The sequence below is a fragment of the Embleya sp. NBC_00896 genome (assembly GCF_045207785.1).
GTDB lineage: Bacteria > Actinomycetota > Actinomycetes > Streptomycetales > Streptomycetaceae > Embleya.
Genome location: NZ_CP108777.1, coordinates 1380360 through 1394523, shown reverse-complemented (window position 1 = coordinate 1394523; position 14164 = coordinate 1380360). Strand labels below are relative to the sequence as shown.

General features: G+C 73.8%; 12 protein-coding genes. 5 read left to right on the top strand and 7 right to left on the bottom strand.

Annotation, left to right across the window (positions count from 1 at the left end):
* Positions 1–133: 133 nt before the first annotated feature.
* On the bottom strand, positions 134–1309 hold the full coding sequence (locus OG928_RS39515; RefSeq protein WP_331766829.1) for a hypothetical protein: 1176 nt from the start codon (positions 1307–1309) through the stop codon (positions 134–136).
* 564 nt (positions 1310–1873) lie between these two features.
* Between OG928_RS39515 and OG928_RS39510 the strand changes: the two genes are divergently transcribed.
* Positions 1874–2527, top strand: coding sequence for a response regulator transcription factor (locus tag OG928_RS39510; protein ID WP_331766828.1), 654 nt, complete (start codon positions 1874–1876; stop codon positions 2525–2527).
* On the top strand, positions 2524–3750 hold the full coding sequence (locus tag OG928_RS39505) for a HAMP domain-containing sensor histidine kinase (protein WP_331766827.1): 1227 nt from the start codon (positions 2524–2526) through the stop codon (positions 3748–3750). The genes OG928_RS39510 and OG928_RS39505 overlap by 4 nt, the downstream gene beginning before the upstream one ends.
* Positions 3751–3776: 26 nt before the next feature.
* On the opposite strand, the gene OG928_RS39500 is transcribed toward OG928_RS39505, so the two are convergent.
* From OG928_RS39500 to OG928_RS39490, 3 genes are read right to left on the bottom strand one after another with little or no spacing between them, the layout of a single operon-like run.
* Positions 3777–4295 (bottom strand): copper chaperone PCu(A)C, encoded by a 519-nt coding sequence (locus OG928_RS39500; protein WP_331766826.1) that lies wholly within the window; start codon positions 4293–4295, stop codon positions 3777–3779.
* Complete coding sequence (locus OG928_RS39495) at positions 4292–6517, bottom strand: heavy metal translocating P-type ATPase (RefSeq protein ID WP_406292102.1); 2226 nt, start codon at positions 6515–6517, stop codon at positions 4292–4294. The genes OG928_RS39500 and OG928_RS39495 overlap by 4 nt, the downstream gene beginning before the upstream one ends.
* Before the next feature lie 44 nt (positions 6518–6561).
* Positions 6562–6939: a hypothetical protein gene (locus OG928_RS39490; protein WP_331766824.1), complete on the bottom strand. Its 378-nt coding sequence runs from the start codon at positions 6937–6939 to the stop codon at positions 6562–6564.
* A gap of 222 nt (positions 6940–7161) precedes the next feature.
* On the opposite strand from OG928_RS39490, the gene OG928_RS39485 reads away from it, so the two are divergent.
* Complete coding sequence (locus OG928_RS39485) at positions 7162–7956, top strand: hypothetical protein (RefSeq protein ID WP_331766823.1); 795 nt, start codon at positions 7162–7164, stop codon at positions 7954–7956.
* 503 nt (positions 7957–8459) lie between these two features.
* Here the strand turns inward: OG928_RS39485 and OG928_RS39480 are convergent.
* A complete protein-coding gene (locus tag OG928_RS39480; protein ID WP_331766822.1) occupies positions 8460–8714 on the bottom strand; it encodes a zf-HC2 domain-containing protein in 255 nt (84 codons plus the stop codon).
* Positions 8715–8765: 51 nt separating this feature from the next.
* On the opposite strand from OG928_RS39480, the gene OG928_RS39475 reads away from it, so the two are divergent.
* Entirely contained in the window at positions 8766–9359 is a 594-nt protein-coding gene (locus OG928_RS39475) for a sigma-70 family RNA polymerase sigma factor (protein WP_331766821.1), read from the top strand.
* Positions 9360–9785: 426 nt separating this feature from the next.
* On the top strand, positions 9786–12131 hold the full coding sequence (locus OG928_RS39470) for an Orn/Lys/Arg decarboxylase N-terminal domain-containing protein (RefSeq protein ID WP_331766820.1): 2346 nt from the start codon (positions 9786–9788) through the stop codon (positions 12129–12131).
* 60 nt (positions 12132–12191) lie between these two features.
* Here the strand turns inward: OG928_RS39470 and OG928_RS39465 are convergent, their stop codons facing one another.
* On the bottom strand, positions 12192–13685 hold the full coding sequence (locus tag OG928_RS39465; protein ID WP_331766819.1) for a class I adenylate-forming enzyme family protein: 1494 nt from the start codon (positions 13683–13685) through the stop codon (positions 12192–12194).
* A 110-nt stretch (positions 13686–13795) separates the two neighbouring features.
* Positions 13796–14131, bottom strand: a complete 336-nt coding sequence (locus OG928_RS39460; protein WP_331766818.1) for a hypothetical protein — start codon at positions 14129–14131, stop codon at positions 13796–13798.
* Between the last annotated feature and the right edge of the window lie 33 nt (positions 14132–14164).

Genomic DNA, 14164 nt, shown 5'->3' with positions numbered 1-14164 from the left:
GAGCTGCGGACGACCGGGCGGAGGTCCGGTCGTCCGCAGTCCATCGGTCCCAGCCCGTCCGGCGGGCGGATCGCGGGTGACGGGCAGGCGAACATCCGCCGGCGCGGTGGGCGGGCCGCGTCGACCGCGTGCGTCAGACCGGCTCCGCCGCCACCGGCCCGTTTGCCTCGCTCGCCTCGTTTGCCTCGCTCGCCTCGGCCGCGGCGGCCTTCGCGGCGGCCAGGAGGGTCTGCACCGGCGTGTTCGTGCGCAGTGCCTCGACGAAGATCAGCGCGTCCGGCGCGATCCGCGCGCGCAGCACGTCGTCCTCGATCGTGGCCTCGGTCAGCCAGCCCACCTCGACCAGCGCCTCGGCCGTGCCGGCGACGTCGTCGGTCGCGGTGAGGTCGGTGAGGAAGGCGATCGGCGGGCGGGCGTCGCCGGTCTGGTCGGAGTGCGCGGTGACGCCGAGCGCGGCGAGCCGGACGTGTGCGGGCTGCTTGCGGAGCTTCTTGTGCGCGATCAGTTTCGCCACCCAGCCCGAGGACCGGGTCCGCGGCAGCTTACCGAGAGTGAAGCCCTCGGCGCCGGGGATGCCGCAGCCGACCGGCTCCTCCTCGGTCTCCAGCAGGTCCTCGGGGTCGACCGTGAGCCACCCGGACGCGGTCAACTCGCCGACCGCGACCGCCGCCTCCTTGCCGCACACGATCCGCAGGTCGGGGCCGGTCAGATTGGCCGTGCCGGAGCCGACCCCGCGCAGCAGGCAGACCAGCGCGAGCAGTCGGGCGACGGGAGCGGTGCCGGGCGCGGTCCGGCCGATGTGGCCGAGCGCGCCGCGCACCGGCTCGCCGAGCCCGCTCACCGGCCAGTGCCCGCCCGGCGCCGCGCCGGGGCGCGCGCTGTCCCAGGGGACGCCGCGCTGCTGGGCCAACTGCCGAAGCGTCGTGTCGTACGCCTTCCGCGCGCGATCGGCCTCCGCCCGCACGAGGCTGGTGCCCAGCGGATACGGCGCGTCGGCCCACTCGGCGAGCGCGGCGGCCTTGCGCTTGGTCAACTCGGCGACGACGGTCAGGTCCGACACGCCCGCTGCCTGGTGGGCGCGGAACCCGTCGACGATCGCGGTGAGTTCGGCCAACAGCGGCTGCGGCAGGCCGGGCGGCACGGTCAGCACGCCGAACCGCTTCAGGCCCGCCTGGCCGGTGTCGCGCGGCAGCTTCGGCTCGCGCTCCTTGCGCGGCCCGCGGGCCTCCTGCGGGGCCTGCGCCTTGCCGGCCTCCTCCGCGGCGCCTGCTCCGCCGTATCGGGGCGGCTGCACGCGGTTCGTGCGCATCGTCCGCTTCGAGCGCTGCCCGCGCCTCCCGCGGTGCCTGCGGCTCGCGCAGCTCCGGCATGGTCGGCGCGGTCGGTCGCGGCAGGACCGGCCGGCCCGCCGCGCCGCCGGCGACGGACACCTCGATCGGCCCGTCCAGCCCGACCGCGGCCAGGGCCGGCGACAGGGCCACCAGGCCGCTGTCGACCAGGTCCGTGGCGATGCTCATCGCGCTCCGTGACCCGATCGTGCGCCCGTTGGGCCCCGCGAGACCCGCCAACTCCCTGAGGGTGAGGGTCTGTCCCGCCGCCGCGGCGGCGGCGAACAACGCGAAGACCCGCAATTCCACCGGGCCCATGCGATTCACATCCATCGAGCCGACCCTGGCGGCCCGCGTCTTGAGAGGCATGCCCACCTGTCTACCGCACCCCCGCCCCACCCGAAGCCCCATTCGACCGCAACACCCGAAAGGACTAACGCCGATGCCGGCCGATCGACGATCCGATCGGCCGGCGGCACGGGATATCCCGGCCGTTTCCGCCGGCGTTAACGCCGCGGACATGCCTCGCGAGCCACCATGGGCGGATGCGGATTCTGGTGGTCGAGGACGAGCCGCTGCTCGCCGAAGCGGTGGCCAAGTGGCTGCGCGGGGACGCGCACGCGGTGGACGTGGTGCACGACGGCGCGGCGGCGCTGGAACGGGTCGGTGTCAACGACTACGACGTGGTGGTGCTCGACCGGGACCTGCCGCTGGTACACGGCGACGACGTGTGCCGTGAGCTCGTCGCGGGCGACTGTTCGGCCCGGGTGTTGATGCTGACCGCGGCGACGGAGATCGACGATCGGGTCGCGGGCTTCGCCCTGGGCGCGAACGACTACCTGCCCAAGCCGTTCGCGTTTGCCGAACTGGCCGCGCGGGTGGTGGCGTTGGGTCGGCGCGGGCCCAGCGCGCCGCCGATCCTGCAACGCGCAGGCATCCGGCTCGACCCGCACCGGCGCGAGGTCTATCGCGACGGCCGCTATGTCCCGTTGTCCCGCAAGGAGTTCGCGGTCCTCGCCGAACTCCTGCGCGCCGACGGCGCCGCGGTCTCCGCGGAACAGCTCTTGGAGAAGGCATGGGACGAACACGCCGATCCGTTCACGAACGCGGTACGGATCGCGATCCTCAAGCTGCGGCGCAAGCTCGGCGCCCCGCCCGTGGTGCGGACCGAACCGGGCGTGGGGTACCGGATCCCGTGACCCGGCCCAGGACCGGCAGGCTGACCATCCGGGCGCGGTTCACGCTGGTGTACGGCGGGCTCTTCGTGCTCGCCGCCGTCCTGTTGCTGGGCGTGACGTACGCCCTGGTCTCCCAACGGATGGAGGCCGGCGACAACCGGATGTCCACGTCGGGCCCGGAGAACGCCACCAGCGGTGCGCCCGCCGGGCCGGAGGCCGGCGGTGCCAAGGTGGAGCAGGTCACCCGGATCGTCGGGGACACCCAGCGGGACGTGTTGGGTTCGCTGCTGACCCAGGGCGGCATCGCGCTGGCCGTGGTCGGCTCCGCCGCCGTCGTCTGTAGTTGGCTGATCGCCGGGCGGCTGCTCCAGCCGCTGCACCGGATGACCGCGACCGCCCAGCGCATAGCCGACGCCCCCGCGGCCGGCCGGGGCCTGCACGAGCGGATCGCCCTGGACGGTCCCGGTGACGAGATCAAGCAACTCGCCGACACGTTCGACGTGATGCTGGCCCGTCTCGACCACTCCTTCGACGGCCAGCGGCGGTTCATCGCCAACGCCTCGCACGAACTGCGCACCCCACTCTCGCTGAACCGGGCCCTGCTCGAAGTCGCCGTCCGGGAGGGGGCCGCGTCGGCGGAGGTACGCCAACTGGGCGGCACCCTCCTGGAGATCAACGCACGACACGAACGGCTGATCGACGGTCTGCTCCTGCTCGCCCGGTCCGAACACGAGGTGGAACTGGACGAGCACGCGTTCGTGGATCTGGCGGACATCGTCGAGCACCTGGCCGCCCAGGTCCCGCCGGGCAGGGTCGTCGTGCACACGAAGACGGGCGAGGCGCCGACCACGGGCAATCCGGTCCTGCTGGAGCGACTCGTGCAGAATCTGGTGGAGAACGGGATCCGGTACAACCTGCCCGAGGACGGGTGGGTCCGGGTGGTGACCGACACCGGCCCGGACGGCTCGGCGCTCGTCGAGGTGACCAACTCCGGTCCGGTGGTGGCCCCCTACGACATTCCGAGTCTCTTCGAGCCGTTCCGCCGGCTCGGTGCGAGCCGGCTCTCCGCCGCCCCCGGCGCGGGCCTGGGCCTGTCGATCGTCCGGGCGGTGGCCCGGGCGCACGGCGGCGACGCCCGCGCCGAGCCCCGGGACGGGGGCGGGCTGTCGGTCCGGGTCACACTGCCGGGCTGCGCGGATCCGGACGGCGGGGACGAGGACGGGTACGGGGAAGGGCTGTCGTGACCTTCCTCGCCCGGTGCGGCGGAGCCTCAGGCACTCCGTTGCGGTTTCGTGGATCCGGTCCACGTGCCGGGGGCCACCACCACGGCCGTGACGTGCATGGTTCCGCTGTGTCGGAAGCGGAGGGTGAACGGGACGGTGTCGCCGGCGCGCAGGGGTTTGGGGGAGTCGAGCATGATGTTGCTTCCGCTGGCGGTCATGCCCAGCAGGCCCTTGGCGGGGATCGGCAGGGCCTCGGTCATCCACATCCGGCCGGCGTAGCCGGTGTAGGTGTGGAAGCTGAGGCCGACGTCGTCCGAGGCCGGCGTCGAGGCGGAGACGAGCTCGTCGTTGCTGTCGCCGCTGTTGCGGATGGTGAAGTAGGCCGACGTCGCCTGGGAGTTGCCCGGCATCGGCAGGTGGATCCGGCCGTCGCTGATGGACAGATTCGGGGCGGAGCCGGCTTGGCCGGCGGCCGTCCAGACCGTGAGCAGCGCCAGGGCCAGGGCGGCCGCCACGAGCGGGCCGGCGGCGGCCTTGAGGAGGTCGATGGGTCCGGTGGGCTTCATGTCGAGTCCTGGTTCGCGTCGTCGGGGCGTCGGGTCCGGAATCGGGTCAGCCGCAGGCTGTTGGTCACCACCGCCAGCGAGCTGACCGACATCGCGGCGGCGGCGAACATGGGGTTGAGCAGTCCGGTCACCGCGACGGGGACGAGCACGACGTTGTAGCCGAAGGCCCAGCCGAGGTTGGCGCGGATGGTGGTCGCCGTGCGCCGGGACAGTCGGATCGCGTCGGCCAGGGCGGCGAGGTCGTCGCGGACGAGCGTGACGTCGGCGACGCCGATCGCCGCGGCGGTGCCGCCGCCCATCCCGATGCCCAGGTCCGCCTCGCCGAGCGCGATGGTGTCGTTGATGCCGTCGCCGACGACCGCGACCGCCCGTCCGGGGGTGTCGAGGCGGAGGCCGCGGACGAGCGCGGCCTTGTCGTGTGGGCCCAGCTCGCTCAGCACCTCGGTGATGCCGACCTCGGCGGCGATCGCCTGCGCGGGTCCGGCGCGGTCGCCGGTGGCCAGGATCACGGTGACGCCGAGCCGCTCCAGCGCCCGGATCGCCCGGGCCGCTCCGGGGCGCGGCGAGTCGCCCAGGACCAGCACGCCCGCAGGTTCGTCGTCGACGGTGACGACGACGGCGGTGTGGCCGGCCGCGTCCGCCTCCCGCAACGCGGTGCGCAGGGCGTCCGGGAGGGGCGGCGAGTCCTCGGCGTCCGGTCGGAGCACCACCACGCGGGTCCCCTCGACGAGGCCGCGCACGCCGACGCCCGGATCCGAGACGAAGTCGGCCACCGCCGGCGGCGGTCCGGTGGGCTCGACCGCGGCGCGGACCACGGCGCGCGCGATCGGATGTCCGGACCCGGCCTCGACGGCCCCGACCAGGGACAGCAGTTCGGCCGGGTCGACCCCGGGGGCGGCCTCGTGGCGCAGCAGGGTCATCCGGCCGGTGGTCAGGGTGCCGGTCTTGTCCACGACGACGGTGCCGACCCGGCGCAGCCGCTCCAACGCGGCCGGTTCGCGGATCAGGATCCCCATGCGGGCGCCGCGTCCGGTGGCGGCCAGGATCGCGGTCGGCGTCGCGAGCCCGAGCGCGCAGGGGCAGGCGACCACCAGGACGGCCATGGTCGCGGTCGCGGCGGCCTGCGGGTCGGCGCCCGCGCCGAGCCAGAAGCCCAGCGCCGTCACGGCGATCGCCAGGACGGACGGGACGAACACGCCCGCGACGCGGTCGGCCAGGCGCTGCGCCCGGGTCTTGCCGGCCTGGGCCTCCTCGACCGCGGCGGTGATCCGGGCCAGGCGGGTGTCCGCGCCCACGGCGCTCGCGCGCGCGGTGAAGCGGCCGCCCTCGTTGACGCTGCCGCCGGGGACCGGGTCGCCGGGGGCGACCTCGGTGGGCCGGCTCTCCCCGGTGAGGTGGGACACGTCGAGCGCGGAGCGGCCCTCGACGACGACCCCGTCGGTGGGCACCCGGTCGCCGGGGCGCACCACGAATACCTGACCCACCATCAGGGCGGCGGTGGGGACGGTGACTTCGACGAGCTTGCCGGTGGGGCCCGGGTGCAGCACGGCGGCCTCGTCCGGTACCAGCGCGGCCAGCTCGCGGATCGCCGACCCGGTGGCCGTGCGCGCCCTGTCCTCCAGCCGCCGTCCGAGCAGGACGAAGAGCGGGACGGCGACCGCCGCCTCCAGGTACATGTGCGCGTGCGCGTCGCTCGCGGGTGGCAGCAGCGTGAAGTCCATCCGCATCCCGCGCTCACCCGCGCCGCCCACGAACAGCGCCCACAGCGACCACCCGAACGCGGCGATCACGCCGAGGCTGACCAGGGTGTCCATGGTCGCGGTGCCGTACCGGAGCCCGTGCAGGGCGCGGCGGTGGAACGGCCACGCGCCCCAGGTCGCCACCGGCGCGGCCAGCGTCAGGCACAGCCACTGCCAGTCGGCGAACTGCCACGCGGGCACCATCGACAGCACCAGGACCGGCACGGACAGCGCGGCCGTCACCGCCAGATCCTGCCCGCTCCGGCGCTCGTCCGCGGCGGGCGGGGGCGCCGCGATGGGCGCGTCGGCCGCCACGCTCGCCGAGTATCCGGCCTCGGTGACCGCGGCCAGCACGTCGGCGATCGACACCGATCCGGGGTGGATCACCCGGGCCCGGCCGGTCGCCAGGTTCACCGTGGCGGTGACGCCCTCCAGCCGGGACAGCCGCCGTTCCACGCGGTTCACGCAGGCGCCGCAGGTCATGCCCGACACGGTGACGTCGGTGGTGAGGAGCTCCTGGGCGGCGGTCACGCGGCACCACCCGCCGAGGTCGCGTCGGGCGAGATCCGGCCCGGAGTGATCGCGCTCGTGGCGTTGCCCGTGCCCATGCCCGCGCCCATGCTCTTGTGTCCGTGTCCGCCGCCGGTGTCGGCTCCCATCGGGACCGGCGCGCCCGGTGGTCCGGGCTCGCGCAGGTCCGGGGCCACCGGGCCGCTCAGGCGCCCGGCCGCGAACGCGGCTACGAACACGAGCGCGAGCAGGCCGAGGAAGCCGAGCACTCGGCCGGGGATTCGTGGGCTCGACGACGGCCATCGGTTCCATGGGCGGGCGCGGGCATGGGCGCCGGCAGGGAGGACGGGTTCGCCGTCGGACGGGATCGGCACGAAGTCGGCCGGTATCGGCATGAATCAGGCTCCAGGGAAGACGATCGGCCCGGTAGGGGGAGGCTGCGCGAGCGAGTGCATCCCAGTAGTCGGGCGGTGATCGCGGGCGGTTCCGGGCGGGGCGCGATTTCCGGGGGCGGGGCGGAGGGTCGGCTTCGGGACGCAACCGGCGTCGCGCGCGTGCTTGTTCGGGAGTGGGACAAAGTGCCCCCGATTCCACCGCGACCCCCAAGGAGTGGGAGCATGAGCGACACCATGCCTGCCCGGTCCGCGCTCCGCGCCGCACGCGCCGCCACCTTCGCGGTGACCTGTGTGCTGCTCGCGCTGCTCGGACACACCCTGATGTCCGACGCGCCGGTCCACTGGGCCGCGCCGGTCGGCGCCGGGGTGGGTATCGCCGGTCTCGCGTGGGCCGTTGCCGATCGCGAACGCGGACTGGCCGCCATCACGGGCGCGATGCTCGCCGCCCAGGCCGGCCTGCACACGCTGTTCACCCTCGCCCAGCAGCCGGTGGCGCCCACGGCGGGCGCGTCCCGCTTCGAGGCGCAGTGGTTGCAGATCCTGCTGTGCAACGACGACGCACCCGGCGACGCGGCGAACCACACGGTGGCCGAACTGCTCGTGCGGATGCGTCTGGACCCGGACCTGGCCCGCCGATCCCCGGAGTCCGCGGGCTTCGGGAGCGCGGCCGGCGGGGGACACCACACGACCGCCGCCGGTTCCGGAACCGGCCACGACGGTCCGCTGATGGCCCTGCTCGGGCACGGCGGCTTCGGCATGGTCGCGGCCCACGTGCTCGCCGCTTCGGGTTGCGCGCTGTGGCTGCGGCACGGCGAGAAGGCGCTCTTTCGCCTTCTGAGGCTGTTCGCGACCATGGCGGTCACCGTCGTGCTCGCGTTGGTGGGGGCGTGGACCGCCCCCGCGGCCCCGCGGCTGCCGTCGATGCCGCGCTCGCGGCGGCGCCGGGAACGGGCGATCGCGCGCTGGGTCTGCCGCCCGCTGCCCGGGCGGGGCCCGCCCTTCGTGCTCGCCGCCTGAGCAGTCCACCGCCGTCGTCGTGCATCCGCACGACCCAACCGGATCCGCCATGCCCCCGGGCAGTCGGCGGTTCGGCCGCGCGGCCGGTGGGCCATGGGCGGCCCCCCGCGCCCGAGTCGCGCGTCACCATCGCGCCGACCGGTGCGTCGCCGTGTCCACCCGCCCCGTCGCGACGTGCTGTGACATGCCAGGCCGTCACACCGCACGACGTGATCCGGCACGACCCGACACGACGGCGACCGTCTCGGCCGATCCGTCCCGCGCGCTCCGGCGCCTCGCGTACCGCCGTCGACGCCTGCGGTTTTGCCGGCTCCGGTGGTCGCGAGTCCCCATCCCGGCATCGGTACGCCCTCGGGGCGATCGATCGCCGCCGCCTGCCGTACGAGGACGTGGAACGTGACATCTTTTCGCTCTCGTGGCCGCCCCGAACACCGGGCCGGCCCTGCCGCATCGTCCGATCACCCGCACCGCCGCCTTCCGGAGGCGGCCGCCTCGGCCGGGGATCAGGCCCCGTCGGCGGAACCCGGCCCGGCCTCCCCGAGCGGTCGCCCGCGCAGCATCCGCAGCACGTCGTCCACGTGGCCCGGGTCGGGCTCGGGGGCACGCTCGACGAGTGCGCGCAGCGTGCGCGCGTCCGCGAGCCAGGCGGCGCAGGCGGCGCAGCCGCCCACATGCGCGTGGGCGGCCACGACCGGCGCACCGGTCGCCTCGCCGTCCAGCCACGCGGACAACGCGTCGCGGTATCGGGTGCACTCCATGGGCTCATGCTCTCCGTTCGTTGACGACATCCACGGCGTGGGGGGTGGCCGATGGACGACCTCGACCTGACCGCGCGGGCCTTGGCGGGCGCGGCGGGGGATCCGGCCGCGGTCGAGGACTTCGTTCGCGGGACCCATCGCGACGTGTGGCGTTTCGTCGCGTACCTGACCGACGTGCAAAGCGCGGACGACCTCACCCAGGAGACCTACCTCCGGGCCTGGACGGCGCTGCCCCGCTTCACCGGCGCGTCCTCGGTACGCACCTGGCTGCTCACGATCGCCCGCCGCACGGTGGTCGACCGCTACCGGGCGGCCTCCGCCCGACCGCGCACCGCCGCCGTCGAGGACTGGGTCGAAGCGGCCGAGCGCCACCAGGACATCACCCGCCCCGGCTTCGACGAGGGCATCGCCCTCGCCGACCTGTGCCGGACCCTGGACCCGGCCCGCCGGGAGGCGTTCGTCCTCACCCAGGTCCTCGACCTCGGCTACGCGGAGGCCGCCACCGTCGCCGACTGTCCGATCGGAACCGTCCGCTCCCGCGTGGCCCGGGCCCGCAACGACCTGATCACACTCCTGCGCGAAGCCGAGAACCCGACGCCCCGGGCGAGGGAGGTACGAACCCTCGACCAACGCCAGGCGATCTGACCAAGGAGCCGGGACCGGAGCCGGGGCCGGGGACACGCCACTTCCGGGGCGCGCCCTCGGACCCCGGCCCGGTTCGCGTCCCGGATCCCCGCCCGAGCGCCGGCCACTTCGACCGGCTGTCGTACCCATCCCCATCGCGCCCCTCGGAACCCCGCCCCGAGGCACGGCTTGTCCACCCTGTCCACCCTGTCGCCACATAGTCGCGCCAACCACCCACGGGGTTCCCGACATCACCGACCCGACATCACCGACTCGACCACCGACCCGACCGTCGAACGCTTTCCGGGACCGGCCTCGGGTGGTGTCGCGGTGCGCGGGTCGCGCGCTCCCCCAAAAGAGCGGTTTACATCCAATCGGATCCTTCCGGACGGATTTCTTGGAATCGTCGGCTTCGCGCATCCGTCGCGATGCACCAAGGGGGCGAAAGTGGCAAACGGCACGATTCTCTTCTTCCTGCCGGAGGATCCCGGCGGCGACAGCTCCGGCGCCGAGCAACTCCGCCGGATTCGCGCGGAAGTCGAGAAGCACGGATTCGAGGTGCGCTGGGCGCGCGACGCCGCCGACGCCCGGGCGGTGCTGCGTACCGAGGCGGGACTGGCCGCCGCGATGGTGGCCTGGGACCTGCCCGCGCCGGCACGGCCCGCGGCGGAGCCGGACGACCAGGACGCTGCCGCGATGCTGCGCCAACTGGGGCAGCGCTTCAAGGACCTTCCGGTCTTCCTCGTCATGGCCGACGAGGACCTCGAACGTCTGCCGCTGTGGGTCGCGGAAACGGTGGTCGGCTACGTCTGGCCGTTGGAGGACACTCCGTCGTTCATCGCGGGGCGACTCGTCCGCGCGGCGCGCACCTATCTCGAAGCCGTACTCCCACCGTTCTTCAAGGCGCTGCGGCACTTCGGCGACACCCACGAATACTCCTGGCACACCCCGGCACATTCCGGCGGCGTCGCCTTCCTGAAATCCCCCGTCGGACGAGCCTTCTTCGACTACTTCGGGGAGCGGCTGTTCCGCAGCGACCTGTCGATCTCGGTCGAGGAACTCGGGTCGCTGTACGAGCACACCGGGCCGATCGGCGACGCGGAGCGCAACGCCGCCCGCGTCTTCGGAGCCGACCGCACCTACTTCGTCCTGCACGGGGACTCCACCGCGAACCGGATGGTCGGGCACTACTGCGTCACCCACGACGAGATCGCGCTGGTGGACCGCAACTGCCACAAATCGGTATTGCACGGCCTGGTCGTCTCCGGCGCCCGCCCGGTCTACCTGGTCCCCACCCGCAACGGATACGGCCTGGCCGGCCCGCTGCCCCCGGCCGAGATCCGAGCCGCGGCCGTGGCGGCCCGCATCGCCGACAACCCGCTGTCGCGTGCCGCCGCCTCGCCCGGGGCCGAATACGCGGTGCTGACCAACTCCACCTATGACGGCCTGTGTTACGACGCCGTCGCGGTCGCCCGAGCCTTCGCGCCCAGTACCCCGCGGGTCCACTTCGACGAGGCGTGGTTCGCATACGCGCGCTTCCACCCGCTGTACGCCGGGCGCTACGGGATGTCGGTGGGACCGGACACCTTCCCCGGCCCCGACCGGCCCACGGTGTTCTCGACCCAGTCCACGCACAAGCTGCTCGCCGCGCTCTCGCAGAGCGCGATGGTGCATCTCAGGCCGGCCCCGCGGGCTCCGGTGGAGCACGAACGATTCAACGAGACGTTCATGATGCACGGCACCACCTCGCCGCTCTATCCCGTCATCGCCTCGCTGGACGTGGCGACGGGAATGATGGACGGCGGCCAGGGGCACTGGCTGGTCGACGAAGCCGTGACGGAGGCGATTCGCTTCCGTCAGTCGATGGTGCGTCTCGCCGAGCGCATCGCCGCCGAAGGCGACCGCCCACCATGGTTCTTCGGGGTCTGGCAACCCGACGCCGTGACCGACCCGGCCACCGGCGAACGATGGGGCTTCGCCCAAGCCCCGGCGGACCTGCTCCGGAGCGAGCCGTCGTGTTGGCAGCTGGAGCCCGAGGCCGACTGGCACGGATTCCGCGACCTGAGCGAGGGATACTGCCTGCTCGACCCGATCAAGGTGACGCTCACCTGCCCCGGGATCGACGCCGGCGGAACGATGGCCGACTGGGGCATTCCCGCGAGGGTGCTCACCTCCTATCTGTCCACCAGGAACATCGTGGTGGAAAAGACGGACTCGTACACGACGCTCGTCCTGTTCTCCATGGGGATCACCAAAGGAAAGTGGGGAACGCTGCTGGACGCCTTGACGGATTTCAAGGCGCTGCACGACCGGGACACGCCCCTTGCCCAGGTCCTGCCCGACGTCGTCGCGCGATTCCCCCGCCGCTACGCGGACCGGAGCCTGCGGGAGTTGTGCCGGGAGATGCACGACCACCTGCGTCGGGCGGGTCTGGTCGAGCTGTTGGACACCGCGTTCCAGGACCTGCCGGTGCCGGTCGTCCCACCCCAGCGCTGCTACCGACAATTGGTTCGGGGCGGCACCGAGCGGGTTCGCCTGGCCGAGGCGGCGGGGCGGGTGGCCGCGGCCATGGTCACCGTGACGCCGCCGGGAATTCCGGTCCTGATGCCCGGCGAGAGCATCGGCGCCAAGGACGGCCCGCTGCTGCGCTATCTCGGCGCGCTGGAGTCGTTCGATCGGGACTTCCCCGGCTTCCGCAGCGAGACCCACGGCGTCGGCATCGACCCGGACAGCGGCGACTACCTCATCGAATGCGTACGCCGGGATCGCGAGAACCTCCTGCGGTCGTCCTGACGGAGGCGACGGGAACGGAGGCGGCGCGATCGGAGCCGCGGCGCGATCGGGTCGGCTTCCTCAGTCGGCGGCCGTGATCCGGTCGAGGAGCCGGCGGCGCAGGAGTTGGCCCGTTGCCGGGGTGCGGGGGAGTTCGCGGACGTGTACGACGCGCCGCGGGTGTTTGTGGGGGGCGAGGCGGCCGGTGCAGAAGGCCCGCAGGGCGGCGAGGTCGGGCGGGTCGGCGGGGTCGGTCGGTACGACGACCGCGCAGATCAGTTCGCCCCAGGTCGGGTCCGGGAGTCCGACGACGGCCGCCTCGCGCACTCCGTCGGCCCGCGCGAGCACCTCCTCGACCTCGCCGGGCGCGACGCCCTCGCCGCCGGTGCGGATCAGCTCGCCCACGCGGCCGGTGATGCTCAGGTAGCCGTCGGCGTCGACCCGCGCCAGGTCGCCGGTGCGATATCGGCCCTCGCGCAGCACCGCGAGCGTCGCGGCCTCGTCGTCGAAGTAGCCGTCGAACAGCAGCGGGCCGCGCACGCACAGCTCGCCGTCGGCGTCGAGTTCGACGTCCTGGTACGGGCTCGGCAGGCCGCAACTGCCGGGCTTGCGGAGCACGTCGGCGCCGTCGAGCGAGGCCACGTTGCCGGCCTCGGTCGAGCCGTAGAAGACCCGCGGGACGGCGTTCGGCGCGGCCTTCGCGATCGCCGCGAGCAGTTCGGGCGGGGTGGTGGAGGTGCCGGTGTCGGCGAACCGCAGCGTGTCCAGCGTGCCCATGCGGGGTTCGGCCTCCGCCGCGAGCGCCTCCAGGACCCGCCGCCACACCGCCGGCACACAATTCAGCCGGGTCGCGCCGTGCCGCCGCACCGCGGCCACGATCGCGGCGCCGTCGGCCCGGGCGACCAGCACGAGCGTGTCGCGGGCCTGCCACTGCTGGAGTGCGATCGTCCACGCCCCCATGTGGAACAGCGGGTACGCGCACACCATCGCGCCGCGCGGCTCCAGCTGCGAACCGGGGTGCGTGCGCAGCACGTTGGTGCGGTGCGACAGCACGACGCCCTTGGGCCGACCGGTGCTGCCGGAGGTGAAGAACAGCACGTGCGGATCGGCCTCGTCGGGACCGGTCTCGTCCGGACCCGCCACGTCCGCGGTGGCATCCCGCTCGCCGCCGGCCGCCCGCGTGAGCTCCGCGAGCCCGAGCACCGGTACACCGAGCGCGGCGCCCACCGCCACGCCCGGCACCGTGTCGTCGGCGATCAGCAGCGCGGGGCGGGCCACGCCGACCGTGGCCCGGGCCTCCTCGGCGGAAAGCCCGGGGCCGAGCGGGACGTACACCGCGCCGATCCGGGCCAGCGCGACGAACACCGGCAGCACGTCGAGCGTGGTCCGGTTCCAGCACACGATCCGATCGCCGCGCCCGACGCCGGCCGCGCGCAGCGCCCGGGCGGTGCGTACCCCCGCCGCGTGCAGTTCGCCGAAGGTCAGCACGTCCGCGCCGAGCACCGCCGCCGCACGATCGGGCACCGCTCGCGCCGCGCCCGCGAACACGCTGCCGATGACGAGGCCGTGACCCATCTCCGCGCCCTCCGTTGCCCGTGAACCGCCCTGCCGCTGCCCTGTCCGCCCCGCCTCGCGCTGCCCCGCCTCGCCGTGCCGCCCGCCGCCCGCCGCCCGCCGCCGTGAACCTAGCGGTCCTTCAGCTCCACGATGATCTCGTGGTAGCGCTGTTCGCCCACGTTGACCGCCGTCTCGACGCCGCCGCGCCGCATCGGGACGACGACGCCCGGGACCACGTCGGCGGCGAAGTACTCGCGGTACTCGCCCTCGGTGTCCGGCTCGGGCTCGACCGCGACCCGGTCGCCGGCGATCTGGATCAGGTAGTAGTCCAACTCGTGCCGGTGCGCGTCGCTGCGGGCGCCCGGGGCGAGTTCGAGCTCCCAGATCCGGACCTTGTCGTCCTCGAACAGGACCCGGGTGCCGATGCCGCCGAGGGTGCGTTCGGGTGTGTTCTCGTTGCTCATGTCGTCCGTCCTCTGGTCGTGGGCAGTCGGCGG

Coding starts and splice junctions, on each gene's coding strand:
- OG928_RS39490 (WP_331766824.1), bottom strand. CDS start 6,939: ATGCCGATACCGGCCGACTTCGTGCCGATCCCGTCCGACGGCGAACCC.
- OG928_RS39485 (WP_331766823.1), top strand. CDS start 7,162: ATGAGCGACACCATGCCTGCCCGGTCCGCGCTCCGCGCCGCACGCGCC.
- OG928_RS39495 (WP_406292102.1), bottom strand. CDS start 6,517: ATGACCTGCGGCGCCTGCGTGAACCGCGTGGAACGGCGGCTGTCCCGG.
- OG928_RS39480 (WP_331766822.1), bottom strand. CDS start 8,714: ATGGAGTGCACCCGATACCGCGACGCGTTGTCCGCGTGGCTGGACGGC.
- OG928_RS39510 (WP_331766828.1), top strand. CDS start 1,874: ATGCGGATTCTGGTGGTCGAGGACGAGCCGCTGCTCGCCGAAGCGGTG.
- OG928_RS39465 (WP_331766819.1), bottom strand. CDS start 13,685: ATGGGTCACGGCCTCGTCATCGGCAGCGTGTTCGCGGGCGCGGCGCGA.
- OG928_RS39460 (WP_331766818.1), bottom strand. CDS start 14,131: ATGAGCAACGAGAACACACCCGAACGCACCCTCGGCGGCATCGGCACC.
- OG928_RS39515 (WP_331766829.1), bottom strand. CDS start 1,309: ATGCGCACGAACCGCGTGCAGCCGCCCCGATACGGCGGAGCAGGCGCC.
- OG928_RS39500 (WP_331766826.1), bottom strand. CDS start 4,295: ATGAAGCCCACCGGACCCATCGACCTCCTCAAGGCCGCCGCCGGCCCG.
- OG928_RS39475 (WP_331766821.1), top strand. CDS start 8,766: ATGGACGACCTCGACCTGACCGCGCGGGCCTTGGCGGGCGCGGCGGGG.